Annotated in this window: 28 protein-coding genes; 26 read left to right on the plus strand and 2 right to left on the minus strand. The window is 27.0% G+C overall.

What is annotated here, in order from left to right:
- Positions 1 to 90 precede the first annotated feature (90 nt).
- The 3 genes from EIH23_RS04500 to EIH23_RS04510 are packed head-to-tail and all read left to right on the plus strand — an operon-like array spanning position 91 to position 2,010.
- Positions 91 to 1,236, plus strand: coding sequence for a hypothetical protein (locus tag EIH23_RS04500; protein ID WP_122639029.1), 1,146 nt, complete (start codon positions 91 to 93; stop codon positions 1,234 to 1,236).
- Between the two features lie 2 nt (positions 1,237 to 1,238).
- Positions 1,239 to 1,523 (plus strand): hypothetical protein, encoded by a 285-nt coding sequence (locus EIH23_RS04505; RefSeq protein WP_122639030.1) that lies wholly within the window; start codon positions 1,239 to 1,241, stop codon positions 1,521 to 1,523.
- 19 nt (positions 1,524 to 1,542) lie between these two features.
- Complete coding sequence (locus EIH23_RS04510; protein ID WP_122639031.1) at positions 1,543 to 2,010, plus strand: hypothetical protein; 468 nt, start codon at positions 1,543 to 1,545, stop codon at positions 2,008 to 2,010.
- A gap of 54 nt (positions 2,011 to 2,064) precedes the next feature.
- Here EIH23_RS04510 and EIH23_RS04515 read toward each other — a convergent pair whose 3' ends face one another.
- Complete coding sequence (locus EIH23_RS04515) at positions 2,065 to 3,249, minus strand: tyrosine-type recombinase/integrase (RefSeq protein WP_122639032.1); 1,185 nt, start codon at positions 3,247 to 3,249, stop codon at positions 2,065 to 2,067.
- Between the two features lie 497 nt (positions 3,250 to 3,746).
- Positions 3,747 to 4,622, minus strand: a complete 876-nt coding sequence (locus EIH23_RS04520; RefSeq protein ID WP_122639033.1) for a helix-turn-helix domain-containing protein — start codon at positions 4,620 to 4,622, stop codon at positions 3,747 to 3,749.
- A gap of 173 nt (positions 4,623 to 4,795) precedes the next feature.
- Between EIH23_RS04520 and EIH23_RS04525 the strand changes: the two genes are divergently transcribed.
- The 23 genes from EIH23_RS04525 (at position 4,796) to EIH23_RS04635 (ending at position 26,138) form a co-directional block, all read left to right on the plus strand.
- A complete protein-coding gene (locus EIH23_RS04525) occupies positions 4,796 to 4,993 on the plus strand; it encodes a helix-turn-helix domain-containing protein (RefSeq protein ID WP_122639034.1) in 198 nt (65 codons plus the stop codon).
- A gap of 13 nt (positions 4,994 to 5,006) precedes the next feature.
- The gene (locus EIH23_RS04530; RefSeq protein ID WP_122639035.1) at positions 5,007 to 5,318 is read left to right on the plus strand and encodes a helix-turn-helix domain-containing protein; all 312 of its coding nucleotides are present in this window, start codon (positions 5,007 to 5,009) and stop codon (positions 5,316 to 5,318) included.
- Between the two features lie 13 nt (positions 5,319 to 5,331).
- A complete protein-coding gene (locus EIH23_RS04535; protein ID WP_243113322.1) occupies positions 5,332 to 6,066 on the plus strand; it encodes a conserved phage C-terminal domain-containing protein in 735 nt (244 codons plus the stop codon).
- Position 6,067: 1 nt separating this feature from the next.
- Entirely contained in the window at positions 6,068 to 7,405 is a 1,338-nt protein-coding gene (locus EIH23_RS04540) for a replicative DNA helicase (RefSeq protein WP_122639036.1), read from the plus strand.
- 50 nt (positions 7,406 to 7,455) lie between these two features.
- Entirely contained in the window at positions 7,456 to 7,728 is a 273-nt protein-coding gene (locus tag EIH23_RS04545; RefSeq protein WP_122639037.1) for a hypothetical protein, read from the plus strand.
- 302 nt (positions 7,729 to 8,030) lie between these two features.
- Positions 8,031 to 8,198 (plus strand): hypothetical protein, encoded by a 168-nt coding sequence (locus tag EIH23_RS16220; RefSeq protein ID WP_164488985.1) that lies wholly within the window; start codon positions 8,031 to 8,033, stop codon positions 8,196 to 8,198.
- A gap of 14 nt (positions 8,199 to 8,212) precedes the next feature.
- Positions 8,213 to 8,476, plus strand: a complete 264-nt coding sequence (locus EIH23_RS04550) for a hypothetical protein (protein WP_122639038.1) — start codon at positions 8,213 to 8,215, stop codon at positions 8,474 to 8,476.
- Positions 8,477 to 8,581: 105 nt separating this feature from the next.
- A complete protein-coding gene (locus EIH23_RS04555) occupies positions 8,582 to 9,178 on the plus strand; it encodes a hypothetical protein (protein ID WP_122639039.1) in 597 nt (198 codons plus the stop codon).
- Positions 9,179 to 9,426: 248 nt separating this feature from the next.
- Positions 9,427 to 10,068, plus strand: coding sequence for a DUF3885 domain-containing protein (locus tag EIH23_RS04560; protein WP_122639040.1), 642 nt, complete (start codon positions 9,427 to 9,429; stop codon positions 10,066 to 10,068).
- Positions 10,069 to 10,197: 129 nt separating this feature from the next.
- Positions 10,198 to 10,863: a Bax inhibitor-1/YccA family protein gene (locus tag EIH23_RS04565; protein WP_122639041.1), complete on the plus strand. Its 666-nt coding sequence runs from the start codon at positions 10,198 to 10,200 to the stop codon at positions 10,861 to 10,863.
- A 122-nt stretch (positions 10,864 to 10,985) separates the two neighbouring features.
- On the plus strand, positions 10,986 to 11,990 hold the full coding sequence (locus tag EIH23_RS04570) for a sigma factor (RefSeq protein ID WP_122639042.1): 1,005 nt from the start codon (positions 10,986 to 10,988) through the stop codon (positions 11,988 to 11,990).
- Positions 11,991 to 12,809: 819 nt separating this feature from the next.
- Positions 12,810 to 13,457 carry a hypothetical protein gene (locus EIH23_RS04575; RefSeq protein ID WP_122639043.1) on the plus strand — a complete coding sequence of 216 codons (648 nt, stop codon included), beginning with the start codon at positions 12,810 to 12,812 and terminating at the stop codon, positions 13,455 to 13,457.
- Positions 13,458 to 13,630: 173 nt separating this feature from the next.
- Positions 13,631 to 14,158 (plus strand): ImmA/IrrE family metallo-endopeptidase, encoded by a 528-nt coding sequence (locus EIH23_RS04580; protein ID WP_122639044.1) that lies wholly within the window; start codon positions 13,631 to 13,633, stop codon positions 14,156 to 14,158.
- A complete protein-coding gene (locus EIH23_RS04585; protein ID WP_122639045.1) occupies positions 14,152 to 15,636 on the plus strand; it encodes a hypothetical protein in 1,485 nt (494 codons plus the stop codon). Before EIH23_RS04580 ends, EIH23_RS04585 begins: the two co-directional genes overlap by 7 nt.
- Positions 15,629 to 15,964: a hypothetical protein gene (locus EIH23_RS04590; RefSeq protein ID WP_122639046.1), complete on the plus strand. Its 336-nt coding sequence runs from the start codon at positions 15,629 to 15,631 to the stop codon at positions 15,962 to 15,964. Before EIH23_RS04585 ends, EIH23_RS04590 begins: the two co-directional genes overlap by 8 nt.
- A 1,251-nt stretch (positions 15,965 to 17,215) precedes the next feature.
- A complete protein-coding gene (locus EIH23_RS04595; RefSeq protein ID WP_122639047.1) occupies positions 17,216 to 17,941 on the plus strand; it encodes a glycerophosphodiester phosphodiesterase in 726 nt (241 codons plus the stop codon).
- An 8-nt stretch (positions 17,942 to 17,949) separates the two neighbouring features.
- The gene (locus EIH23_RS04600) at positions 17,950 to 18,768 is read left to right on the plus strand and encodes a histidinol-phosphatase HisJ family protein (protein WP_122639048.1); all 819 of its coding nucleotides are present in this window, start codon (positions 17,950 to 17,952) and stop codon (positions 18,766 to 18,768) included.
- 257 nt (positions 18,769 to 19,025) lie between these two features.
- Positions 19,026 to 20,093, plus strand: coding sequence for an ABC transporter ATP-binding protein (locus EIH23_RS04605; RefSeq protein WP_122639049.1), 1,068 nt, complete (start codon positions 19,026 to 19,028; stop codon positions 20,091 to 20,093).
- Positions 20,077 to 20,943, plus strand: a complete 867-nt coding sequence (locus EIH23_RS04610; protein ID WP_122639050.1) for a carbohydrate ABC transporter permease — start codon at positions 20,077 to 20,079, stop codon at positions 20,941 to 20,943. Before EIH23_RS04605 ends, EIH23_RS04610 begins: the two co-directional genes overlap by 17 nt.
- 20 nt (positions 20,944 to 20,963) lie before the next feature.
- Positions 20,964 to 21,848 carry a carbohydrate ABC transporter permease gene (locus tag EIH23_RS04615; RefSeq protein WP_243113323.1) on the plus strand — a complete coding sequence of 295 codons (885 nt, stop codon included), beginning with the start codon at positions 20,964 to 20,966 and terminating at the stop codon, positions 21,846 to 21,848.
- Positions 21,849 to 21,874: 26 nt separating this feature from the next.
- Positions 21,875 to 23,176, plus strand: a complete 1,302-nt coding sequence (locus EIH23_RS04620; RefSeq protein ID WP_122639051.1) for an ABC transporter substrate-binding protein — start codon at positions 21,875 to 21,877, stop codon at positions 23,174 to 23,176.
- Between the two features lie 397 nt (positions 23,177 to 23,573).
- Positions 23,574 to 24,557 carry a LacI family DNA-binding transcriptional regulator gene (locus tag EIH23_RS04630; RefSeq protein ID WP_243113325.1) on the plus strand — a complete coding sequence of 328 codons (984 nt, stop codon included), beginning with the start codon at positions 23,574 to 23,576 and terminating at the stop codon, positions 24,555 to 24,557.
- 141 nt (positions 24,558 to 24,698) lie between these two features.
- On the plus strand, positions 24,699 to 26,138 hold the full coding sequence (locus EIH23_RS04635; protein WP_122639053.1) for a PTS transporter subunit EIIC: 1,440 nt from the start codon (positions 24,699 to 24,701) through the stop codon (positions 26,136 to 26,138).
- Positions 26,139 to 26,148: the final 10 nt, after the last annotated feature.

The raw sequence follows: 26,148 nt of genomic DNA on the forward strand, positions 1-26,148 counted from the left end.
CAATTCCTTTTTTAGTATAATAAAACACAATAGTAACACAACTACAAAGTATTTTAATTAAAATTAGGGAGAAGGTACAAGGGAAACATAATGCATAATATAAAATTGATTTATGATAATATAGAAGAAGTAAAAGTTAATAGAAGGAAAAAATATATAACAATAAATATAAAAGATGAAATTATCGATAGTCAAACATTATATTATATAGCAGCTAGATTTAAGCATTTGCTTAAGTTTAAATATATGAAATATAAAATTAACCTTATATTTGGTAAAGTTAAATTTGCGGACAAGATTACATATTTAATACTAGATGCTCTATTATATGACATGTTTAAAAGAACTAATTTTGAAATAGGTATTGAGATGGAGGGTTCATTAGGTGAAAGTATACAAAGCTTAGGTTTTACTAATACGGCATTATATAGAACCGGAATTTTAACGAAAGGTAATTTAAATAGAAGGGTTTTTATAGATGAGTATAGAAAGTTAGTAGTCAATGAGAATACATATAGAAAACTATTAAGTAGAGAAGAGTTAGATGACATTATGATTGAATCTATAATAGCTACTGATGTAGCTAGTTCATTAAAAGTATGCTGTGATGATGACGAGTGGATAGATGATATAGCAGAGGTTTCTTCAGAGTTAGTTTGTAATGTAAGTTCTCATACTAAAGGAGAGTGCTTATTAGATATAAATTTTAGCAATACAATTAAAGAAATAGATAATGATATAGAAAAGAACTATATTCTAGTAAATATATCAGTTATAAATTTTTCTGAGAATAATTTGTATGATGAAATTAAGGTTAATATTAAAGAAAATAAATATAACTCAGATGACAAATTATATAGTAAGGTATATGATGCTTACGAAACTCACAAAAGATATTTTGATGATATATATAATGAAGATCACTTTTTCATGATAACTGCATTCCAAAACCATGTAACTAGTAGGCGTTTAAAGTCAGGCAATAACGGTACTGGTCTTACTAAGTTAATACAAAATATCATAGGGAAAGCGAAAGATGAATACTCATATACAATGAGTGGAGAAAATATTATATTTTTTAGAAATGAATACTTGAATATGTCAGAAGATAAATTCATAGGATTTAATAAAGAGCAAGATTATTTTAAATCACGTCCTGATCCAAATATAATTAGCAGATCTACTATATATATACCGGGAACAATACAGAATTTATTATTAATAAAGGAGATTTAATTATGGAAAACAGAATCGAACTATCATTTAGAAATAGTGTAAGTAGATTAGCTGGAAATAAATTAGGTATAGATACATATGAGAAACAAGTAAAAGAATTCGTTGATCTTACGAAGGTCAATGTAATTATTATACCGGATGCAATTGAAGATATTGCTATATCATTTGTACAAGGATTTACATATGAAATATTTGAGGAGATAAGAAGAACAGATTTTTATAAATACTTTAAAATTGAAGGAAATAAAAAGGTAGTTGATAAATTTAGCAAATCAGTAAACTATTAAAGTAAGCTAAGGAGAGAAAATGGAATTTTTTACAACTAATTGGAACGATTTAATTACTATAGTTCTTGCATTGGCTACAATAGTTATAAGTGTTGTCTTAGGAAAAAAAGGATTTTTCTTAACTAAAAAATCTACGGAGATAACTTTAAACAAAGATTTTTTTGAAAAAATATTTTTTGACTTTATTATTGTAAAGTTACCAGAGTCACTTACAAAACTAGAAGCGACATCAGAAAACGGCTCTGTTATTTGTGATGAAGTAAATGAAATTATAAACAGCATTTTAACTAAAGCTGTATTTTATAAATATTTTGACGAAGATTTTTATAATAAATTGTTAGAAGTGTGTACTAAATTAGATGAAGAGTTAGTTACAGCAGCCGATGATAGATTAAGATCTCATACATTTATAAAACATAGAACAGAAATTGTAAGGTTAATAAATGAACTATACAAAATACTTAAAGATCACTATTCTAAATTTTAGATAATAAAAATGCAAACCATAAAAAGGTCTATTGTTAATAGATCTTTTTATGGTTTAAAGGTTAAATATATTATTAAGTTTTTCAACAGCCTCTAATTTAGTATCCTCCATAACATGTGTATATATATCTAACGTAATACTTATATCATAATGGCCCATTAACACTTGAACCGTTTTAGGCGGAACATTAGCTTCAAATAATCTAGTAGCATAAGTATGTCTTAATCCATGGAACTTAATAGGCTCAATATCGAGTTTAGTTAAGATACTCTTTAAATTCCTAGCAGGTCTTTTATCATCTATAGGATAACCTAACTTATCACAAAATACATAATCATTATTAGAATATAAATCACCAAGTTTTAGTCTATTTTTATTTTGCTCTAGTCTATGATCCTTGAGTTTGATTAATATATTTTTAGGTATAGGAATAGTCCTTATAGAATTTTTAGTTTTAGGTAATTGTTCAATAACTTTAGACTCTCTATTACCGTTTCTATCTATATGAGTAACTCTTTGTAATGTTCTATTAACAGTTAGAGTACCAGTATTAAAATCTACATCACTCCATTTTAAACCTAATATTTCACCAAGTCTTAAACCCGTACTAAGTGCAACTAAGAATAATACTTCAAGATTATGTCCTTTAATAGCTTCAATAAATAACTTTTGTTGGTCCGAACTTAATACTTTGATTTCTTTAGTTGTATTATCTTTAGGTAAAGTAACCATTTTACAATAGTTCTTTTGTATATATCCTTGTTTCTCAGCTTCTGCAAGGCAAGGTTTAAGTCTAGTATTTAAGCTTTTAACAGTTGATACAGGCTTATTATATATATCTATAAGCTCATTATAATGCTTTTGTAAGTGTGTAGCTCTTAAGTCCTTTAACTTAATTTTACCTATAGTAGAGCCTTTAATATAGTTTCTATATATTCCCTCATATTTTTCAAATGATTTAGGCTTTAAGTCTTTTATTCTATAATCAAATAACCAAGTATAGTACCAATGCTCAAGAGTTAATTTATCATCAGATGGCAAAGCTCCTAGGCTTATTTGCTTTTTAAATTCCTCTAATTTTTCCTTAACTTCCTTTTGAGTTTTACCATAGAATTGTTTTCTAATATATTTTCCGTTTTCATCTGAGCCAACTGATATAGAAGCTCTCCATCCTTTATTTACTCCATTAACTATATATTTACTTATAGAGCCTTCGCCATTAGCTCTTTTATTGGCCATGAGCTATCACCCCTTTATATTTTAAATATTCCTAAGTAACTAAGAATTTTATGTAGTTACTAGGTATATATTTTCAGTAACTACAAGATAAGCAAAAGTATTTATATCTAACTTTGGTATGAAAAGCTTAAGTTTATTGTGCAGTTATATTTTTAGATAAATACTTAGTATTATTTGTCACTACAATGTTAATAGATGACGAGGTAAAATTTATTAGGTTAACGAAATATTTCGCTGAGCTCAAAGTTGAGCGGTTATCATAGTGTAGTTTTATATTTATAGTGAGTAAAACTTGTCACTACAATGTAATAGATGACAAGGGAAAAATCTCGGTTAATTATAGTAAAGTAAAATTTTTGAAAACGAAAAATTACGTTCTCAAAATTGAGCAGTTATCATAGTGGAAGTTTTATATTTATACTTAGCAAAATTTGTCACTACAATAGAGTGTTAATTTACTCAGAATCCAATTTTGGATTTTGACATTATTTTCAGTTTTATTCGTTATTTTCTTGGTCGATTTCTTTTTCTAATTTGAATAACTCAAACTCTAATAAATCACAAGTTTTCATAAGTAATTTTCTATATGATTTATCATTCATATTAGAGAGATTATTTTCTTTTCCTATATAAAATATTAAGTTAACTAATGATTTATAGGCCAAACCTATGTTTATTGTTTCAGGTTTAGATGTAAATCCTCCAGGGATTTTAATACTTTTATTTGCAGCATATTTAAAATCTTGTATTATATTTTTTATATCAATGTCTAAATCGGAAAAGCCAAATGAGCTACCATTAATAAAAGCGTAAAAGTCATTAAAATTATAATATCTATAAAAATCTAAGAGCTTTATTAATTCTGGTAAAGGTAATTCCTTTTCAGCATTGATGAGCCAAATATTGTGGATATTAGTTTGTTCTTCTAAAAATTCTTTTAAACCATCAATAGATAATGGAGTATTATTTTTAGAATAAGATTTACCTATGCAAGTAATTAGTTCTGATGTAAATGAAGGATATGAAGGTGATACAAAAATATTATCTTTTTTATAATTATTTGATAAACTTAGATTTCTTTCTAAAAACTCCATATAACCTTCATAATTTGGATCAAAATATCCAAATTGGCTATCTATGAATCCAGAAAAACCACTTTCATCTTGCATTGGTATTAATTCAGAACCTATTAAAAAATCTATTGGTATTTGTAATGTTGTAGCTATATCTCCTAATACATCTATTGGAGGCATAGCATCATTAGCTTCATATTTTTGTATTGTAGATTTTGATTTATTTACTTTTTTAGCTAGCTCCGTTTGAGTTAGGCATTTTTCTTTTCTATATTTCTTTATGTTCTCACCTATGTTCATTTATAACCTCCATAAAATAAATTCTATTATATAACTATTGCCTAATTTAATTATAACATACAAGGTGTAATATTGTTATGCTTTTTTGTAGTTAATATATTGACTAACGTAATTTAGTTATGCTAATATATAAACAAGACATAATTAAATTATGCTTTTAGAAGGTGGTAAATATGAGTCTAACTCTAAAAATAGCGAGAATAAAAAAAGGTTTGAGGCAAAAAGATTTGGCTAAAAAATTAGGAATGTCTCCAAGCACAATTAATAGGCTTGAAGTTGGAAAACAAGATATAAAGCAATTAAAATTTGAATCTATAGAAAAAATAGCAAATGCTCTAGACATAACAGTAAGCGAACTTATAGAAGAGTAGGGGTGATTAATTTATGAGTAATACAAATAACCTAGAAATATTAAAAACGCTACAAAGTACTTTAAATATTTTAGTAAGCCAACAAGAGGAAGAAAGAGATAGGGAGCGAGGCTATAGAGAAGTAATGACATATAAGAGGAATAAAGCAGAACTTATGACAGCTAAAGAAGCAGCAAAGGAATATCCTATAGGAGAAGCTAAGTTTAGAGAACTTTGTAGGTCAACAAATAAAGGATTCCCAAGCATTAAAATAGGGTGTAGATATTACATAATAAAAGATAAACTAGATGACTGGTTTAGAGCTAATGCAGGTAGTTGCTTGTAAGTGGGTGAGGTGATTGAGTAAGATTTTAAATAAAGGATATATGGTTTCACCTTTAGGTTTAAGTGAAAGGCAATTACTAATATATAATGCTCTATACAAAAAGTGTAATTTTGAAAATATGCTTGTAGATATGACTATAGATCAAATTATATTAGAAATTAAATCTATAGAATTAAGTTATGACATAGCTTACAGAGAGGTTAAAAAATTAATAGAGTTAGGTTGTTTGAGAGTTTTTAGAAAGAAATCTAAAGGCAAAGCACCTATATATGAAATTGTAAAATTTCAAGAAAAAACATCAAAGTTAAAACAAAATCAAATCCAAGTTAAATCCAAATTAAAACCTAGTAATTCCAATGATTGTAATGAGGATAATGCAAGTGATATCCAAGTTAAATCCAAATTAAAGCCATATACTATCAAAGAAAAAGAAAAAGAAATAAATATATATAGTCGAGTTATCACACGACTTAATGAATTAACTTGTAAAAGTTATAAACCTACAACTAAGAAAACAGTAGCTTGTATAGATGCTAGATTAAAAGAAGGTTTTATAGAGGATGATTTTTATAAGGTAATAGAAATTAAAACTAAAGAATGGTTAGGAACTAATATGGAGATTTATTTAAGACCAGAAACACTTTTTGGGACTAAGTTTGAAGGATATTTAAATCAGAAACCAAAAGATCAACAGTTATATGATAAACCAATGGGAAAAGTTATAGAAATGAAGATAGGAGAAGGATAATATGCCAGAGCATTTATACAGTCAAGAAGCAGAGCAAAGTGTACTAGGGTGCATGATATTAGATAGTAGAACCATAGACTATATAAAAAATTTAAATGGTGATGATTTTTACTATGAAGCTCATAAGGACTTATTCAATTCTATTATGCTGTTAAATAAAAAAAATAAGCCTATAGATTTAGTTACTATAGTGGAGCAATTAAAATCTATAGGCAAGCTAGAAGATGTAGGAGGAATTAGTTATATAACGAGCTTATCAACCATAGTTCCTAATACTTCTAGTATAGGGCATTACATAGATATTGTAAAAGGATTTAGCGACAAAAGAAGAATGATAATAGCTTCATATAAGTTTATAGAAAATATACGAGGTGGTAAGGATATCGATTCATCTTTAGAGATATTTGAGAAGTCAACAAATATTATTGATGAAGTTAAGGAATATAATAACACTCTTGATTACATAATGAGCAATATTTTTGACAAGTTAAATGACAAACCACAAGAAAAAATTAAAACTAATATAGCTATTATTGATAAACATACTAATGGAATTGGGAAAAAAGAGTTAATAGCTATCGGCGCTGGTAGTGGAGTTGGTAAGAGTGCTATAGCCTTAAAGATATCAATAGAAGCTTATAAAAAAGGCAAAAAAGTTATGATAATAAGTCGTGAAATGAGTAAAGAGCAAGTAGCTGAACGTATAATCTTGTCAGAGACAGGAATATCTAAATTAGATTATGAAAATAGAAGTTTTACAGAGAGTGATTGGGTAAAGTTAACAAATACTATGAGCAATTATTATACTAAAAACATAATTATAGACGATCAAATATCTACTATACAGGGGATAAAAAGAGCTATAAGAGTCAATAAGCCGGATTTAGTTATAGTTGATTATGTTCAATTATTAACTCCAAGCTCAATTAAAGATACAAGAGAAAGACAAGTAGCAGAACTTTCTAGAGAGTTAAAAAATATAACTTTAGACTTCGGAGTACCAGTAATTCAACTAACACAATTAGCAGAAAAGGGAAATGGAAATTTTAGACCTAGAGGAGAAAGTTATACAAGAGAATCAAGAGCTATATATCATGACAGTAATATAGTTATATACCTTCACAGGGTAACAGAAGAGAAAGAGCTTAATGAGGCTTATAAAAGGACTATATTTAATGAAAGAGGAAGCTTTGATGATATGAAAGCAACTATTGAAGCTCAAGGGATTAAGGGGAATAAATTCTTAGAAATTATAGTTGATAAAAATAGAAATGGTACAACAGGAAGTAATTATTATTGGTTTAAAGGCTCAGATTTAAACTATTATCCAATAGTATAAAATTTTAGAACGATATAAATTTTTATATATGAACATATGGAGATTGATAAATGAGTATTCAAAAATTAATTACAGAAATAAATAGAAAAGTTGGAGCATTAGAAATTATAGAGCATATAAGGGTTAAAAGATCTATATCCAAAAATAAAGATTTACTAGTTGGAGCTTTTATTGTAGAAGGTGGATTTTTAGAATTTAAAGGAGTTTCAGGATTAGAAATTGAGATTAAGATAAATAGATTTTTAAAGTATGAAAAAATAAACTCAGATATATATAGAATATATAACCAAAATATTAATCTATTAATTAGACCTTTAGAATAGTAAAAATATCTAAAATTTAGTACTTATAAAGCTTTTTAGACTTATTTTAGTATAAATCTACATTATGAATATAAAAAAAGCAGTTACACACGGTAACCACTCTATCCACAAATAGAATTGTACCACGTGTAGTTGCTCTTAGTAAAGGAGTAAATGTATATGAATTATAATAAATTTAAAGTAATAAAAGAGATATTGATAAGAGCTAAGAAAGATTTCAAGAGTAAAGAAACTTTAGAAATAGCTATAAAATTAAATAAATTAAGATAAAACACACACATACTTAGGGAGATTTAGGACTAATGATAACAATAGCAATAGGGATAGAAGAACCAACGGTAACAGTTGAGATACATCACAAAGAGAATTTTTACTATCATGAAATTCAATGTGAGAACTTCAAAATAGCTCAAGAGGTAGCTGAAACATTAAGAAAAGGAATACAAGATAAAATAAATATGTATAAATAAGGGGATGAATAAAAATGTGTAGATATAAAAATTACTATGTTTATGTTATAAGATATACCTTTAAGAATGGTTCTAGAGGAGAGCAGAAAATATTAAGTAAATGTGATAACATTGATAAATTAGTTTCTATTTTTAAAAAGCAATTAGATAGAGCTAAAAGAGCTAAGTTTAAAGTTTTAATAAATAAAAATACAAGCTGCGGAAAGCAAATTTTTAAGGTTGTTGATGGTTGGCTTTTAAATATGGATATAAGTAATTTCTATATAGAGTTAATGTAATGTTCTAAAGTCCTAGTTTTATACTAGGGCTTTTAATTAATAAATTAGTAGTGTAGAAATAATGTTTAGTTAAAATGTAAATTTACACTATATGGAGGTTGAGATATGTTTTGCAAAATAAGAAAGGGAAAAGAAACATATAGTATTTATATATGTGAAAGATATAGAGAAAATGGGAAGGTAGTGTCAAATGATAAGAAGATTTGTACATATGGATATCATAGCCTATATGATGATTTTGAGGATTACAATCCTAATTTTAATGAACTTCCAAAATCATTAAAAAAGATACTAACAAGAAGGATATTAAAGATTTATACGGTTGAATTATATAATGATTTAGAATGCAAATTGTTAAAGCTAAAAAAGGAATATTATCCTAAGTATGAGCAGCTATGTAGAAAGATAGATTTAAAGTGGGCAGAAGAAAAGGCGCAGAGAGAAGAAAAGTATAATGAATTTAAAGAACAATATAGAGATTTGTATTATAAAGAGATATCAGCTAAGTATCAAGAGGGTTACTTGAATGGTCAATTATCAAGTGCAAATTTTGGTAGTGGAAATAGTTTAGACATTGACAGTCAAGAAAAGTCACTACTTAAAGAAGCATTTAAATTATTAAGTCATAAATATCATCCAGATAAAGGTGGGTGTACTGATAAAATGGCTTCTATTAATAATTTAAAAGAAAAGATATTATAGATAGGAGAGGGTAATATATATGAGTAAAGGATATGAAATTTTTTTATAATGTAATAGGATTTATGCGATATATAAAGCATGAGCTACATTTGAAAATAATTAAATAATATTGAACAAGGTGTTAGTATGATGACACCTTGTTTTTATATATAGATGGATTTGAGATTGTATGAGGTCATATGAATATATTGAAATATTTGGTATAATTTGGAGTATATAGATTAATTTAAATAGAAAAGGAAGTATTAATGCTTAAGAAATATATAGAAAATGAATTTAAAAGTTTGAAATTATATCCCAACTTTTGGTCTAGCAATGAACAATATTTATGCTTAGAGCTTGGAAGGGATATAAGTACATCAGATAATGATTATATAAAAGTTGTATATGATAGAGCTGTTAGTGTATTTAAAGATTTATTCAACGATAATGATGATATAATTTTTGTAATTAATGTTTATACATGGCTAGACTGTATCAATAGGTATGAGGAAAGTAAGTGTTGTGATTTATACTATAGTAGTGTTGAGAATATAAGACTAAAACAGTACTTAAGACATAAAGCAGAATTAAAAAAAGTTAATGTTTACTCAGAATATATATCTTGTGAAGATACGGATGATAATCTTAAGAAAATAGATCATTATTATGTAAAATGTAAAGTCAAAGATATAAAATATGGATTATTAATTGAGCAAATAACTAAAGAAGATCTAGGATATAGATTTAAAGGGTTAGCAGATTATTTTATAATAAATATTAATAAGCATTATGTATATAGAATGTGTACTGATGAATATATAGATTTAGTGTTTCTAAATAATGAAGATAGATTGAAAATAAGAGCTAAATATATAGATATAAATGATGATCAAGAAAACTATTATTAAAATAATATAGCTATACTTAATAATAGTTAAAGAATTATTTGTATGCTTAGTATTTTGTTAACTGAATGTAACTTGAATAAGATGATAGTATACATATAAAATAGAATTAATAAGGGAGGAGGAGTAAATATGAATAGAAGCATAGAAAATCCTATGTCAGCAATTTTTAAATGTCTAGCTACATCTGTATTATTTATGTTCATAGGTTTTATGTTTGGACAGATATTTATACCGGTTAGTTTTGCATATTATGCAAATATGATATTTACTTTTTTAATGATAGGACTTTTAATAATGTCTTTATTATCAAGAAAAAATATAATTCCTAGAAGCTTTTCTATGAATTTTGTTTATGCATTTACTTTTATTGATGGTATTCTTACATATCCATTATTACAATATTATTTAGAGGATTTAGGGACAGGTGTATTTACATCCATATTGGTTGCATCAATAGCGTTATTTGCAGTATTAGCTAAATTATCAAGTAGAAAAGAAGCTGGACATTATCTGGGACTAGGAAGTATATTATTCGCTGGACTTATAGGTATACTAATAGCATTGATAATTAATATATTTATAGGGGGAGCAATGCTTAGTTTATTAATAAGCATAGTGGGTGTAGTAATATTTTCTGGCTATGTTCTTTATGATATAAGTTTAATAAAGCATGAGATAGAAAATGGTGAAATAAGAGAAAAGAATGATCTCTCTCTACATGTTTTAAACCTTTACTTAGACTTTATTAATATATTACTAGATTTATTGAATATAGCATCAATTTTAGATGATTAATATATAATATTTTTATAGAGGTGGCTAAACCCAATTTTAAAATGATTGGTTAAGCTATCTCTATTTTTATACATATAATGTTATAATAATTATAGTATAAATATAACAAAGGGGTGTTTATTATGATAACTAATGAAGATTATATAAGATATGAACCTATGGTATATAAGATTGCTAATAAATTTAAAAATAATATATATAAATTAGAGATAGAGGATTTAGTTCAAATAGGGTCTATGGGTTTTATAAGAGGGTTTAATACATATGACGATACAAGGGATTGTAAAAAAGATACTTGGATATATTCATGTATAAAGAGAGCTATATTAAGAGAATTTCAAAATTTAAAGAGAATAAAAAGACAATCTTTAGCTAATTCAATATCAATAGATACACCTATAGGTGGACTGGATGAGGATATAACAATAGCTGATACGATAGAAGATATAAATATAAATGTATCAGATGAAACTATAGATAAAATAACAATAGAAGCCTATAAAAAAGAAGTAAATATGATATTAAATGGAATAGAACATTATATTGCTTATGAAACCTTATTTACTGATAAGACATTAACTGAGGTATCAGCTTCAAAAGGAATAGAATACTCAAAGGCAAAGCATATACAAAATAAAGCATTTAGAGAATTAAAGTTTAAGAGTAAATTAATACGTTCTAAGTATATGGAGTTAAAAGAGCAAGAGGCGGAGAATAACATAATTAATTTATATAAAGATCCTGCAAAATCAATTTATATTCATGAAATAAGCAAAGAATTAAGAAATAAATACAGACATGAGCTTGATGTTATAGATACTATACAAACTATATTTGATGGACTAGATACATATAAGAGGAATAAGGTTATACAAGGATTTATATTAAGTTTAGATGATATTGTAGAAGCTAAAGATCTATTTATATATAAAACTATTGCAGAAGGTAATAGAGCTTATCTAAAGGATAAATATAGCTTTAGTGATATTTATTTTGTGGAAGATAGAATAAAAAATACTATTTCTAAAAATAAAGATTTAGTATATGATTTATGGATAAGTTTTAATGACAATTATAAAGAAGATTTAAATAATGAATTTGATAAAAGTATTATTTTCGATAGATAGAGTAGTAGATAATAGTAATAATATTTTTAATAGTAATCAAGTTACCTTAGATATGATTTTAGGACTATAAAAATATCTTCTATGGGTTACAGAGAGGTTTTGAATAATAAATAAGGTAATTATACCCATACATAGAGTTAAAAAAGAAACTAGGCTAAATAAATGGCTTAGTTTCTTTTTTATTTCGTTTCCATTTTTGGAATCGTTAATATTTATTTAATATCTAATGTTTTATTGAGGTATCAGAGATTGCATTTATTACGGTAAGGTTACGGTAAGGTAAGCGAGTCATAGATGTATTACAACGATTAGATTAGTATAAGGTATGCTAAGTTTGTGTTTAGTAATGTTAAGGTTGAAATATGTGAGAAAATGAGCGTTTAAATTGCAGATAAAAGACTATATAATTGCTAACATAATGAACGAATATAGTTGCGCACTTCCCCAATCTGCAAATTTGCAGACTGCTGATTTCTTTATCACAATGAACACATATAGTTGCGAACTTCCAAAACGACAAATAAAAATTACGAAACCAACTCAAATTTCAATTTCCAAAACAAACAACTCAAATAAAAAACGCGGTCAAATGGCTATTTATCAAGCTTTAAGTATTGTAATATCAACGTAGTAGTAATGTAGTAGTAATAGGAACGTTGCATACTTTTTATGGAGTACTCCAAATGGCACGCTCCAAAAGGGTGCACTTATAAAATAAGCTACAATACTGTATTTTACTAGGGTTTAAGCTTCTAAATCAATGTAGTATAATAAAAAGTATAAATTTGCTTAGTATTTAGGTTATTCTGGAGGATGTATATGAATGTCATTGATATAAAGAATATAAAAGGTTTATCAGGAAAATATTCAATAAAGTTTGGTAAAGAAAAGAAATATGTAAACATAGAGGATGATAAGATAACATTATTTGGTCGTATAAAAAGTTATGCTCATGGAGGTTGGTGTAACTATAAAATACAAGATATATTTATATCTAAGCAAAAGACAGGTTTTGGAGAAAAGAAATTCTTTGTTTGCCCAGAATGTGGTGAGCGAAGGACTAAAATTTATTGCTATGATAATAAAGAAGTATTTAAATGTAGAAGCTGTTTAGGTAAAAATATATATTCTGAAAGATGTAATTTATATGATGGAGGAGGGGTAGCTCTTATTGAATATAAGTTTTTTAATTTAATATCGGAGCTTGATTTAAGCGAAACCTCAAAGAAAAGACATATACCTTTTGATAGTAGATATTATGGATCATGCAAACCTAAATATATGAGGTATGAAAAGTTTGAGTTAATATTAAAGCAATTAACAGCTTTATCAGCTATGAGAGATACTGTTATATTACAAAAGTGCTCATATAGTACTAAGTATATAAATGGATTATTGAATAGTAATGTACTAAAGAAGCTTAAGTTAATAGATATACCTGATGCTATATGGTTTCATGAAGTATAAGTATTAATAGAATATATAGAGTAATTATTAGAATATAAATAGTAACCATAATTATAATATTTAACATATTATAATTAAATGTAAGTTATAAGACAATAATTTAAAAAGAGGTTTTTATTGTTAGACCAACGATAGGATGGTATAATCTTGTTAATAAGGAAGGGAGTGGTATAATGGATTATCGTACTAGAAATATAATAAATAAATTGGCTGATGAGATTATAGAATCTTATAAAATTACCGCACCTATTGATGATTTAGAAAGTTTTGTGGAATCTATTGGAGGTAAAGTGACAGAAAATAATCTTAAAAGTGGGTTCTATGATGGTCGTATAACTACTCAAAATACAGATTATGAGTTTGAGATTTTTATTCCGGAAAATCAGTATCTAGAAAGAAAAAAATTCACAATAGCACATGAATTAGGACATTTATTTTTGCATATGGGTTACCAAATAGATGATGATTTATGGGAGGAGCAACGAGGTAGAGATTACTATAGAAATGGTAGTTCAGAAGAAGAGCTTCAAGCTAATGAATTCGCAGCAGCATTATTAATGCCAAGGGATGAATATAAGAAAATAATGGAGAAATATACGGACGGAGTATCCGTTAATACAGCTGAAATTGCTAGATACTTTGGTGTATCTATACAGGCTGCAGCTAATAGAGGAAAATGGTTAGGGTATTTAGCATGGTAGATAAAAAACTTAATTTGGATAGTAGTCTTATAAAATCTTTGAAAGAGATACGAGAAAATACTGAAGAAGAAAGTAAGAGTAGCAATGTTATTTTATTTTTTTCGTATGATATAGTTAATTCATCTTTATATAAAACTGTTAACTATTCAAGTTGGACTATAGTAATAAATAATATATTTAAATACGTAGATAGTTTAGTTACGGAAAGAATGCCTAATTGTGAATTATGGAGGATACTAGGAGATGAAGCCGTATATATTGTACAAATAAGAGATATTGAACAGATATATAAAAATATTGACTCAATATTTGAGATACTTTGCAAAACAAAAGAGTATTTATCTAGTGGAGAAATATTTAAAAATTGTAAGTCTGAAATAGATATAGAAATAATGAAAATGCAAAATATATTATCTATAAAAGGGTCTTCTTGGTTAGCCATTGTTGCAAATGATATTAATGCAAAGGGGTCTAACGTTGAAAATGCTTATTTGCATTATAATAATTTTGAATCAATAAAAAATCCAGGTTTTTTTGAATTTTTAGGTAAAGATATAGATGCTGGATTTAGAATTTCAAAAGAAACAAGAGATAGAAGGTTAGTTTTAAGCTTTGAGCTTGCATATATTTTGAAAATGAGAACAGATTACTTATCAAAGCTGAATCTAATAACATTTAGAAGACTTAAAGGTATCTGGCATGAAAAATTATATCCAATTATATGGTTTCATGATAGAGAAAAGTTTAAAAATATATCATTTGAAGAAAGTTTTAAATTTGATGAGCTAGAAGAAGATGAGCTATCTAGGGAATATTTTAATAATAGAAAAAAAGGTAATAGTAGTAATATAAATCAGTATATTTATGAAGATATAAATGGTGCATTAGATAAGATTTTAGAAGATAGAAATCTAAAAAACAAGATAGAAAAAATATATTCTACTATAGAGGCTACATCGGAATATCATAAAGACTTTACTAATATAATACCTTTAGAAATGCATTGTGTAGCTATTTGTTATAAAGTAAATAAATCTGATGGATCAATACAAATATTAGTTGCAAAGAGATCTAGTAAGAAAAAACAAAATCCATCAATATGGGAGTTTGGATGTGCAAAAGCTAATTATAAAGATAGTATTATAGATACTATAAAAAATGAGTATAAAAAAGATTTTAATATAGATATTGATCTAATATGTTACGAAGATAGAAATGAAAAGCAACCTATACCTATAGCAGTATATGAAATTGAAAAAGGTTCAGATATACATAAAGGTGTAATATTCATAGCAGAATGTAAGAATGATGAATCCGTAGTACGTATAAATGATAAACATGAAGAAGTAAAGTGGATTAATGTAGAAGAAATAGAAACTTTTAGAGATGAAGAATGTGTATTAGATTTTAAAAATACTATTAACATAGCCTCTAAGAAAATAAAAGAAATGAGGGAAAATATATTCGAGTATGCCTAAAAGAAATTTTGAACAGGACGTTTTGGATGACTTAAAGTATATATTTGAGAATGTAAACAATTGGCTTAACTTTGCGGAGTTAAAGAATGGAGCATTATTAGTATTTCTAACAACAGTCATAATTGGATTAACCCAATTAAATTTACCTGATGATAGTAATATACTAATCAAGATATTTTATATAGTATCAATGATTGATATACTTATAAGTATAATTATATTACTACTATCTTTTGTTCCTAAGATAAGTAATATAAAGCCTAAATATAATGCTAATATAAATTATCTTAATAAGAATCTTATATTTTGCAGATATAATCAAAGCTAGGGATTATGAAGAATATTTAATAAATATATATGAGGATTATTACAATACAATTGTATCCAAAGAAGAGTTAAACTTAAAAGAAAAGCATTTAGCTGAGGAGATTTTTATAAATTCAAATATAGCATCTAATAAATATAATTATTTTAAATATAGCTTATATTGCTGTTTACCTGGTATAATTTTATCAATTATACTTATATTAATGATTTATATAACAAGCTATATATACTAAATTAAATAAATTGTTTTACATATAATAAGGATTCTTGATATAGAGTCCTTTTTTATTACAACTATCAGAACTATAAATATCAGAACACAATTACAATTAAATTTAAAGAAAATAAAAAGGTTAAATAAGGAATCGATTAGATATAATGAGATTCAATCTAATTTACAAAATAATAAATAGAGCAACTTTTATAGAGATATTGAAAATATTATGATGTAAATGTAATAATTGTTTATTATTATGTTGGCCGATTGCTAAAGAGTGCATCTATTTTGATTTATAATGTATCCTTTTTATATATTAATAAGAATATGCAAAACGATGAATAAGAATGATATTTACATAAATATTCAGATCAGAGACTTGATGTTTCAATATTATATAAATTTTACTTAGTATCATTTAGCTAGTTAATAATTATAAAGTTTATATTTGTTAGAAAATAAGAGTGGAAATAATATAGTATACATGTGTGTTATAAGATAAAAAATAAACTTCTTAATATAATAGAATGAGAATGATACCAAGATAGATTTTAATATTTAACGTATAAAAAGTTGTAAAGCATAAATTGGATTATAAGGCACTCGCATTATATTAGTAATGTATTTATACCTTGTAATGCTTAAAATGGCATATAAAAGATATAACACAAAATAACACAATATTAACACAACTAATATGAAAAATAATAGAAAGTGCAAATTTTACATTAGCATATTGTATTAGCAAAAGTATTGATATAACTAAGTTTGATTGAATGTAGAAAAATATTAAAATTATAATTATAGACTCCCCTCGTCTCCACCATTAAAATCCACGAAAAGTCATACTAAATTTAGTATGATTTTTTTGTATGAAAGAATTATATATTTATTAAAAAAATGTTAACTCTATTATAACTAAGTTAAAAGTATATAAACTAAAAAAAAATATGCTAGTATGTTAAATAGGCTATGTTAAACTATTTGTTCAACATAGTCTATTAAAAAAATAAATTTAGTAGAGGTAATTAAGTTATGATAAAGAATTTTGCACATCGTGGATTTAGTGGTAAGTATCCAGAAAATACTCTTTTAGCATTACAAAAAGCGATAGAAATAGGTAGTGATGGCATTGAATTTGATGTTCAGTTAACAAAAGACGGACAAGTTGTAATTATACATGATGAAACTATAGACCGTACTTCTGACGGAACTGGATATGTATGTGATTATACTTATGATGAACTAATAAAATATGATTTTTCAGGACGTTATATGGGGAAAGTTGAAAAACAAAAACTACCTCTTTTAAAAGACTACTTTGAAATGGTTAAAGACACTAACATTATTTCAAATATAGAATTAAAAAATAGCATTCTTGATTATAAAGATATAGAACAAAAAGTGTATGGATTAATAGTGGAATATGGTTTAAAAGATAAAGTTATTATTTCATCTTTCAATCATGAAAGTATAATTAGAATGAAAAAAATTGATGAAAGTATTGTATGTGGTTTTCTTGTAGATTGTACTATGTTAGATGCACCAATGTATATCAAAAAATATAATGTTGAGTGCTTCCATCCTTCAGGATATAGCTTAACAAAAGAAAAGGTAGAAGCTCTACAAAATCAAGGTATATTGGTTAATGTATGGTTAGGAAGTCATAACATGGATTACAAAGAACTAATAGATATGGGAATAGATATACTAATATCAGATAATCCAGATCAAGTAAAAGAAATTATAAGCAACTTATAGGAGGGGATATGAAAATATTAGACAACCATGTGCACACTAGTTTTTCAAGTGATGCAAAGGATTCTATGGAAACTGTAATAAAAATAGCTATAAAAAAGGGGTTAAACTATTTAACTATAACAGATCATATAGAAAATCATATTACAGGAGAATGGATAGACTACAATGACTATATACCTGTATTTAATCATTATAAAGAAAAGTATAAAGGTGAGATAGAGTTATTGCTGGGTATAGAAGTTGGATATGAAAGTGATAGACACGAAGGTCTTGAAAAAATAGTAAAATCTTATCCTTTTGACTTTGTAATTTGTTCTACTCATTGTATAGACGGTAAAAAAATACATGATAGGAGCTACTTTGAGGGAAAAAGCAAAAAAGAAGCTTATGATAGATACTTTGAGTATATGAGAGACTGTACTAAAAAATTTAAAGAATTTAATATATATGGTCATCTTGATTACATCATAAGATATGGGACTTATGAAAATAATGAGATATGTTTTGAAGAGTATAAGCCAATAATAGATGAGATATTAATTAATATAATAAATAATGGTAGTGGGATAGAGCTTAATACCTCAGGCTATAGATATGGATTAGATAGCACTCATCCAAATATTAAATTTATAAAAAGATATAAGGAGCTAGGGGGAACTATCATTACTTTAGGTTCAGATTCCCACAGGGCTAAGGATTTATGTGCTGATTTTGATAAAGCTTGTGAAATTTTAGTAAGTTGTGGATTTGAACATGTATGTATATTCAAAAATAGAAAACCTAAATTTATTAAAATAGAAGAAAAAGATAAAAGTAATATTGCTTAGATAAGGCTGTATCAAATTTATTTGGTATAGCTTTTTTCCTATTGAGAAAATTATATTGTCTTACTTATATAAAAATTACTATTTTTTGGTTAAATTAAATTTAATAAATTTAATAAACACTTAATTAAGTTAACTATGTATTAACTACTACTTAATAATCAGTTAACAAATACACTATAAAATATAATTAAGTTGAGTAAATGAAACAAAAGGACAAGTTAAGGGAAATAAAATATTAGAATGAAATGGGAGTTAATATGGCAAAGATAATTTTAGAAAATATTAAGAAAAGTTATAGCAAAAAAAATACTGTAATAGAAAACTTAAATTTAGAAATAGAAGATGGTTCATTTACAGTATTAGTAGGTCCATCAGGATGCGGGAAATCTACAACTTTAAGAATGATAGCAGGTCTAGAAGATATTACAGATGGAAATCTATTTATAGGTGATAGGGATGTAACTAAGGTAGATGCAGGACAAAGGGGGATATCAATGGTTTTCCAAAATTATGCTTTATATCCTCACATGAGTGTAAAGGAAAATATAGAATTTGGATTAAAAAATAATAAAGTAAAAAAAGAAGAGAGAGAGAAGCTCATAGCAGAAGTTTCTTCAGTAGTAGGATTAGATGAATATTTAGAAAGAAAACCATCTGACTTATCAGGAGGTCAAAGACAAAGAGTAGCTTTAGCAAGGGCTATGGTAAAAACACCTAAGGTATTTTTAATGGACGAGCCTTTATCAAACTTAGATGCAAAACTAAGAAATCAAATGAGAAGTGAGCTTATCCAACTTCATAACAAGTTAAAGTCAACATTTGTATATGTTACTCATGATCAAGTCGAAGCAATGTCTATGGCAGATAAGATAGTAATAATGAATAAGGGTGAGATAATACAAATAGATGCACCAAAAGAAATTTATCAAAATCCTAAAAATATATTTGTTGCTCAATTTATAGGAAGTCCAGCTATGAATATACTAGATATGAATGTATGCCACGAAAAATATGGATTTAGGCCAGAAAAAATTAAGTTAGAAGCAGATGATAATTTTGATGGAATAGTTTTAAACGGAACAATACTTACAAAGGAAATTTTAGGGTCAGAAGTGCTTTATTGTGTAAACGTACAAGGTAAAGATATAATGATAAAAACTGAAACTGATACTTTAAACTTTGATGAAAAAGTACAGTTATTCGTAAATAAATCGGATTTATATTATTTTGATACAAATGGAAATAGAATCGAAAATGAAAAACAAATACAGGGGTTATTTGAATTAATAAATGATAAGGAGAGTTTAAATGAAAAAGCAATATAAATCTTATCTATATATAATGCCTGCTTTAATAGGAATACTTGTATTTGTAATATATCCAATATTGTACACAATATACTTAAGTTTTCAATCGGGAAGTTTGATGAGTCCAACTTTTACATTTGCAGGGTTAGATAACTATAAGGATCTTTTAAAAGATGGAGACTTTATAATAACTTTGAAAAATACAGCAATCTATACAGTAGCAATGGTTACTATTTCTATTTCATTAGCACTAGTATTTGCAGTATGGTTAAACAAACAAAGTTTTATGCACAAGCTTACACAGACTATAATATTTACACCTCATATAGTTTCTCTTGTATCAATAGGTGTACTATTTATGTGGCTTATGAATCCTGATTATGGATTTTTAAACTTTGTACTAGAGAAGATAGGTCTTGAACCATCTACATGGTTATCTAGTGATAAAACAGCTTTATTCTCAATAATACTAGTTGGAATATGGAAAACAGTAGGATACAATACTTTAGTGTTTGTAGCAGGTCTTCAAGGTATACCGAAGTATATTTATGAAGCTGCAAACTTAGATAATAGTGGACCAATAAAGACCTTCTTTAAAGTTACATTACCTCTACTATCACCAACAATATTTTTCCTATTAATAACAACGACAACAGCGTCATTCCAAGTGTTTGACTTAATAAATGTTATGACAAAGGGAGGACCAATAAACTCTACAAATATGTTAGTTTACTACATTTATGAAGCAGGGTTTAGATATTACGATATAGGGATAGCATCGGCTGCAAGTGTGTTCTTAATAGTATTAGTAGGTATTTTGACTTTTGCACACTTTAAACTATTATCTAATAAGGTTCATTACCAATAAAATTAGTAGGAGGAAAGATCTTGGAACAATTACAACAATCTAGCGCTTATAAAGAAAAAATAAATTTAAAAGAAAAACTATCGATTCTTAAAGTACCGTTAAAATGTTTGGAGTATGTGGTATTGGGTTTAATGATAATGATATTTGTATTTCCTTTTATTTGGATGATATCAACATCATTAAAAACTACAGCTGAAGCAATACAAATACCACCAACAATAATACCTAATGAATTTATCTTTGAAAACTATTTAAAGGCATGGAATTCAGGGCCATTCTTTAGATATTTAGGAAATAGTATATTTATTACTTCAGCAATACTAATTATGCAGTTTATAATTATGGTTCCAGCTGCTTATGCTTTCTCAAAAATTAAATTTAAGGGAGAAAAAATATTATTTGGAATAGTGTTAGTCGGGCTAATGGTTCCACCACAAATAACTTTTTTACCTGTGTATATTATGATGAGTAAACTTGGATTAATAAATTCATATGTACCATTAATACTTCCTTTCATGACATCATCATTTGGAATATTTTTACTAAGACAAAACTTCATGCAAGTATCGGATGAAATAATTGAAGCAGCGAAATTAGATAATGCTTCAGATTTCAAAATAATGTGGAAGATTATGCTGCCTATAGCTAAACCAGCTATGATTACATTTGGGTTATTTAGTTTTATATATCATTGGAACAATTATTTCTGGCCATTAGTTATGAGTAATACTGATTTGGTTAGAACACTTCCTATAGGTGTTACTATGCTTAAGGAAATTGAAGGTATAACAAATTGGAATATAGTAATGGCAGGGAATGTAATGCTTACAGCACCAATACTAATAATATATACATTCTTAAATGGTCAAATTAAAAAGGCGTTTGCATATTCAGGAATAAAATAATATTTTATTATAGGGGAGATTTAAAAATGAAATTAAAAAGAACGATATCGGGAACATTGGCTCTTACATTAATAGTAGGAACATTAACAGGATGCTCAACTAAAGGACAAGATACAGCAGTGGACTCAGTAAGTGATGGAAAGGTTCAAGTAGAATTTTGGAATGCTTTAACTGGTACAAATGAAGAAATCGTAAAGAGTTATGTAGATAAGTTTAATGCACAAAGTGAAGATGTAGAAATAAAAATGGTATCTCAAGGAGATTATTGGGAGAATGGAACTAAATTACAAGCTGCAATAGCTGCTGGTAATCAACCAGACTTAACAATGCTTGAAGTAACTCAAGTTGCTCAATTTGCATCTGTTGGAGCATTAGCAGATTTAGAACAATATGTAAGCAAAGAAAAGATAGATGATTTTTTACCAGGGCTTATGAGAGAATCGGAATATGATGGAAAGACTGTAGCAGTACCTTTAAACAGAAGCACTCCATTACTATATGTAAATAAAGAAATGTGTGAAGCTGCAGGACTTGATCCAGAAGGTTCAAAAAACTGGGATGAATTAAAAATGTATGCTGAAAAGTTAACAGACGAAGCGGACGGAGTAGTAGGTCTTGCAGTACCAATAGATATATGGTTCTTTGAATCATTAATATACCAACAAGGTGGAGAAATGATAGATGAAAACAACAAAGTTGCTTTCAATAATGAAATAGGTTTTAATGCTTTAGGATTATGGCAAGATATGATGAAAGAAGGAATAATGCAATTACCTCCAGGGGAAGGGTATGATGCATGGGATGCTGCAAAGGATGCATTCGTTAATGGAAAAGCAGGTATGACATTCCAATCTACAGCAAGTTTAGCAGGACTTATGGAGCAAGCTGAAGGTAAATTTACAGTAAATACAGCGTTCTTACCAGGGGATTCTCAATATGGAGTTCCAACTGGTGGAGCAAATGTTGTTATGATGGAAGGTTCATCTCAAGAAGAAAAAGAAGCTGCTGCTGAGTTCATAGAGTTTATGACTGATGAAGAAAATGCAGTTCAATTCTCTATAGATACAGGATATATGCCAATAACTAACACTGCATTAAATAGTGAAACAATACAAAATTTATATAAAGAAAAGCCTCAATATTCAACTGCTGCTAAGCAATTAGAATATGCATCTCAAAGACCAGGTGTAGTAGGATACGTTGAAGCTACTGAAAAGTTAATGAACGAAATGAAAAAAGCTTTAATGGATTTAAATGTTGATGTTAAAGAAACAGTTGAAAAAGCAACTGCAATAATGCAACAAGTAGTAGACAAAAACAATAAATAGTACATCTTATCCTCTTAATTTAAAATATACAAAAGGTGATGTTATCATAATTATATATAAATATATAGTAAATTGAAAAGAGATTAATATGCATAATCGTGGGTGTGATTACTGCGATTCGTTTCCACCATTCAAACCCTCGAAAATGAGGATAAGGAACTACTAAACCTTATAGTTTAGTAGTTTTTTATTTTGCCTTTTACAAATATTTTATTAATATAAGCTGTAGTAAAATTTACGTCATTGGCATCTACTGATTGTAGTCCATGTGCAAAAGTTGAATAGTTCGACCCAAGTTTATTTATAACAATAAACAAAAGTTTCAAATAGAGAAATTTCTATGATTACATGATATAATGAATATAAAAAATAATAATGAGGTGATATTGTGGCGAATATGAATGATGTAGCTAAAAGAGCCGGTGTATCAAGAGGTACAGTATCAAATTATATAAATAATGTAAAAATAAAAGAATCTTTAAGAATAAAAATAGAAGAAGCTATAAAAGAACTGGGGTATATACCAAATATAGCTGCAAGAGAATTGAAAACAAATACAGCTAGTAATGTAGTATTCATAGTACCTACAGTATGGAATCCATTTTTCTCTGAACTTACATATTACTTGCAAATAGAATTGAAAAAAATAGGTAAAAAGATGTTATTATGTAATTCTCAAGACAATTACTTATCAGAAATAGAGTATATTGAAATGGCAAAACAAAACAAAGTGTATGGCATTATATCTGTATCTTATAGTAATATCTTACCGCATTTGACTGAAAATTTACCATATGTTGCAATAGAAAGGTATTATAATGAATCAATACCTTATGTAACTAGTGATAATATAAATGGAAGTAAACTTGCTGTAAATGAATTATATAAAAGAAAATGTAAAAATTTATTACACATTACAAGAGAAGTAGAAAATAATAAAGCTTTAATGGATAGAAAGTTTGGTTTTGAAACTACATGTAAGGAATTAAATTTAAATTATAGTATTTTTAATTGCCATTGCAAATCTAGTGAATTTAGAAAAGAAGTAAACAAGTTTATAAAAGAATCATATAGCAACAATAATAAATTTGATGGTATTTTTTGTGCTACAGATAGATATGCACAGTATGTTATTGAAGCTCTTGAAGAAATGGAAATAAGAATACCAGATGATGTTCAGATAATAGGATTTGATGGAGCTAAAAGTTATTCTAATGAACATCTAAAAATTTCTACTATGAAACAAAATATTGAAGGGCTTGCAATAGAAGCAGTTAACTTACTTCAATTAGTAGTAAATAAAAGTGAAACTATAAATAATAAAATATTACCAGTAAGTTTTTTAGAAATTGAAACTACAAAAAGAATAAATGAACAATAATCTAAAATCATAGTTTTTCAGAACTGTGATTTTTTTTTAGAAAAATTTAAAAAAATGGCAAATGTTTTCTTGAAATGATTGGGAATTTATATTACAATAAAAATATAAAATTGGAACGTTCCAAAAAAGAGGGGAGAAAAAATGAATTATAAAAACATTGCTAAAGAAGTGATTAAAAATGTTGGAGGAAAAGAAAACATAGCAAGTGCAGCACACTGCGTAACAAGATTAAGATTAGTATTAAAAGATACAACAAAGTATGATAAAGAAATACTCGAAAATATTGAAGGGGTTAAAGGTGTATTTTTTAATAGTGGTCAATTACAAGTTATATTTGGAACAAAAACTGTAGATCTTGTACATGCAGCTTTGATGGAGATATTAGGAATAAAAGAATCATCTTTAGCTGATGTGAAAAATGAAGCTAATAAAGATCAAAATAAAATTAAAAAACTGTTTAAAGCTTTTTCAGATATTTTTGTAGGTTTAATACCAGCAATAGTTGGATGTGCAATGATTTTAGGTTTAAGATCTTTATTTCTTACTGAAGGTCTATTTGGATTAGAAGGTACATTAGCTGATACATATAAATGGGCAAATGATACTGCATCATTTTTAAATATTATAGCTACAGGGTTGAATTTCTTACCAGTACTTATAGCTTACTCAGCAACTAAAAGATTTGGTGGAAATCCAGCACTAGGTATAATAATAGGATTAATATTAGTTCATCCTGACTTAGGAAATAGATTTGAATATTTACAAGGTACAGCTACTAATGTAGAATACTGGAACTTATTAGGAGTAAATGTACCGGCAGTAGCATTCCAAGGGGGAATATTCCCAGCTATACTGACATCTTTATTTTTAGCTACATTTGAGAAATTTATCACAAAACATGTTCCGCAAGTACTTTCATTCGTACTTGTACCTACATTAACTATAATAGTATCATCTTTAGCTTTATTCATAGTATTTGGACCATTAGGAGATGCTATGGCATCAGCTATTGGATATGTGTGTGAGATATTATATATGAAAACGGGAATTATAGGTGCTTTTGCATTTGCAGCACTTCTTCAACCATTAGTTATAACAGGAACACATCATGCAATAGGAAGTATAGAAGCTCAATTAATTGCACAAACAGGATTTAATTATATACAACCGTTATGGTCAGTATCAATTATAGCTCAAGGTGGAGCTTGTATAGGAATGTTCTTATTAGCAAGAAAAAAATCAAAATTAAGAGAAGTATCAGTATCTAGTTTTGTACCTACATTAGTGGGAGTTTCAGAACCTGCAATATTTGCAGTAAACTTAAAAAATTCTATAGTTCCATTTGTATGTGCAGCATTAGGAGCAGGTTTAGGTGGAATATATATGAAATTACTAGATGTAAAAGCACTAGGTTTTGGATTAACAGGAATACCGGGTATAACAATAGTAAATCCACCAGTAATGTTACATTATCTAGTAGGAAACTTAATAGCATTTATTGCTCCTATAGTATTCTTAGTTATATATCATAAAGTTAAAGGAGTACAAGGTATAGAAAAGTCAAAAGTAAGTGTTGCATAAATGATGCAAA

Source organism: Romboutsia sp. Marseille-P6047 (assembly GCF_900604535.1).
Taxonomy (GTDB): Bacteria; Bacillota; Clostridia; order Peptostreptococcales; family Peptostreptococcaceae; genus Romboutsia_E.

What these genes read in the sequence shown, in the direction of transcription:
- EIH23_RS04500 (WP_122639029.1), top strand. Translation starts at nt 91, where the DNA reads ATGCATAATATAAAATTGATTTATGATAATATAGAAGAAGTAAAAGTT.
- EIH23_RS04505 (WP_122639030.1), top strand. Translation starts at nt 1,239, where the DNA reads ATGGAAAACAGAATCGAACTATCATTTAGAAATAGTGTAAGTAGATTA.
- EIH23_RS04510 (WP_122639031.1), top strand. Translation starts at nt 1,543, where the DNA reads ATGGAATTTTTTACAACTAATTGGAACGATTTAATTACTATAGTTCTT.
- EIH23_RS04515 (WP_122639032.1), bottom strand. Translation starts at nt 3,249, where the DNA reads ATGGCCAATAAAAGAGCTAATGGCGAAGGCTCTATAAGTAAATATATA.
- EIH23_RS04520 (WP_122639033.1), bottom strand. Translation starts at nt 4,622, where the DNA reads ATGAACATAGGTGAGAACATAAAGAAATATAGAAAAGAAAAATGCCTA.
- EIH23_RS04525 (WP_122639034.1), top strand. Translation starts at nt 4,796, where the DNA reads ATGAGTCTAACTCTAAAAATAGCGAGAATAAAAAAAGGTTTGAGGCAA.
- EIH23_RS04530 (WP_122639035.1), top strand. Translation starts at nt 5,007, where the DNA reads ATGAGTAATACAAATAACCTAGAAATATTAAAAACGCTACAAAGTACT.
- EIH23_RS04540 (WP_122639036.1), top strand. Translation starts at nt 6,068, where the DNA reads ATGCCAGAGCATTTATACAGTCAAGAAGCAGAGCAAAGTGTACTAGGG.
- EIH23_RS04545 (WP_122639037.1), top strand. Translation starts at nt 7,456, where the DNA reads ATGAGTATTCAAAAATTAATTACAGAAATAAATAGAAAAGTTGGAGCA.
- EIH23_RS16220 (WP_164488985.1), top strand. Translation starts at nt 8,031, where the DNA reads ATGATAACAATAGCAATAGGGATAGAAGAACCAACGGTAACAGTTGAG.
- EIH23_RS04550 (WP_122639038.1), top strand. Translation starts at nt 8,213, where the DNA reads ATGTGTAGATATAAAAATTACTATGTTTATGTTATAAGATATACCTTT.
- EIH23_RS04555 (WP_122639039.1), top strand. Translation starts at nt 8,582, where the DNA reads ATGTTTTGCAAAATAAGAAAGGGAAAAGAAACATATAGTATTTATATA.
- EIH23_RS04560 (WP_122639040.1), top strand. Translation starts at nt 9,427, where the DNA reads ATGCTTAAGAAATATATAGAAAATGAATTTAAAAGTTTGAAATTATAT.
- EIH23_RS04565 (WP_122639041.1), top strand. Translation starts at nt 10,198, where the DNA reads ATGAATAGAAGCATAGAAAATCCTATGTCAGCAATTTTTAAATGTCTA.
- EIH23_RS04570 (WP_122639042.1), top strand. Translation starts at nt 10,986, where the DNA reads ATGATAACTAATGAAGATTATATAAGATATGAACCTATGGTATATAAG.
- EIH23_RS04575 (WP_122639043.1), top strand. Translation starts at nt 12,810, where the DNA reads ATGAATGTCATTGATATAAAGAATATAAAAGGTTTATCAGGAAAATAT.
- EIH23_RS04580 (WP_122639044.1), top strand. Translation starts at nt 13,631, where the DNA reads ATGGATTATCGTACTAGAAATATAATAAATAAATTGGCTGATGAGATT.
- EIH23_RS04585 (WP_122639045.1), top strand. Translation starts at nt 14,152, where the DNA reads ATGGTAGATAAAAAACTTAATTTGGATAGTAGTCTTATAAAATCTTTG.
- EIH23_RS04590 (WP_122639046.1), top strand. Translation starts at nt 15,629, where the DNA reads ATGCCTAAAAGAAATTTTGAACAGGACGTTTTGGATGACTTAAAGTAT.
- EIH23_RS04595 (WP_122639047.1), top strand. Translation starts at nt 17,216, where the DNA reads ATGATAAAGAATTTTGCACATCGTGGATTTAGTGGTAAGTATCCAGAA.
- EIH23_RS04600 (WP_122639048.1), top strand. Translation starts at nt 17,950, where the DNA reads ATGAAAATATTAGACAACCATGTGCACACTAGTTTTTCAAGTGATGCA.
- EIH23_RS04605 (WP_122639049.1), top strand. Translation starts at nt 19,026, where the DNA reads ATGGCAAAGATAATTTTAGAAAATATTAAGAAAAGTTATAGCAAAAAA.
- EIH23_RS04610 (WP_122639050.1), top strand. Translation starts at nt 20,077, where the DNA reads ATGAAAAAGCAATATAAATCTTATCTATATATAATGCCTGCTTTAATA.
- EIH23_RS04620 (WP_122639051.1), top strand. Translation starts at nt 21,875, where the DNA reads ATGAAATTAAAAAGAACGATATCGGGAACATTGGCTCTTACATTAATA.
- EIH23_RS04630 (WP_243113325.1), top strand. Translation starts at nt 23,574, where the DNA reads ATGAATGATGTAGCTAAAAGAGCCGGTGTATCAAGAGGTACAGTATCA.
- EIH23_RS04635 (WP_122639053.1), top strand. Translation starts at nt 24,699, where the DNA reads ATGAATTATAAAAACATTGCTAAAGAAGTGATTAAAAATGTTGGAGGA.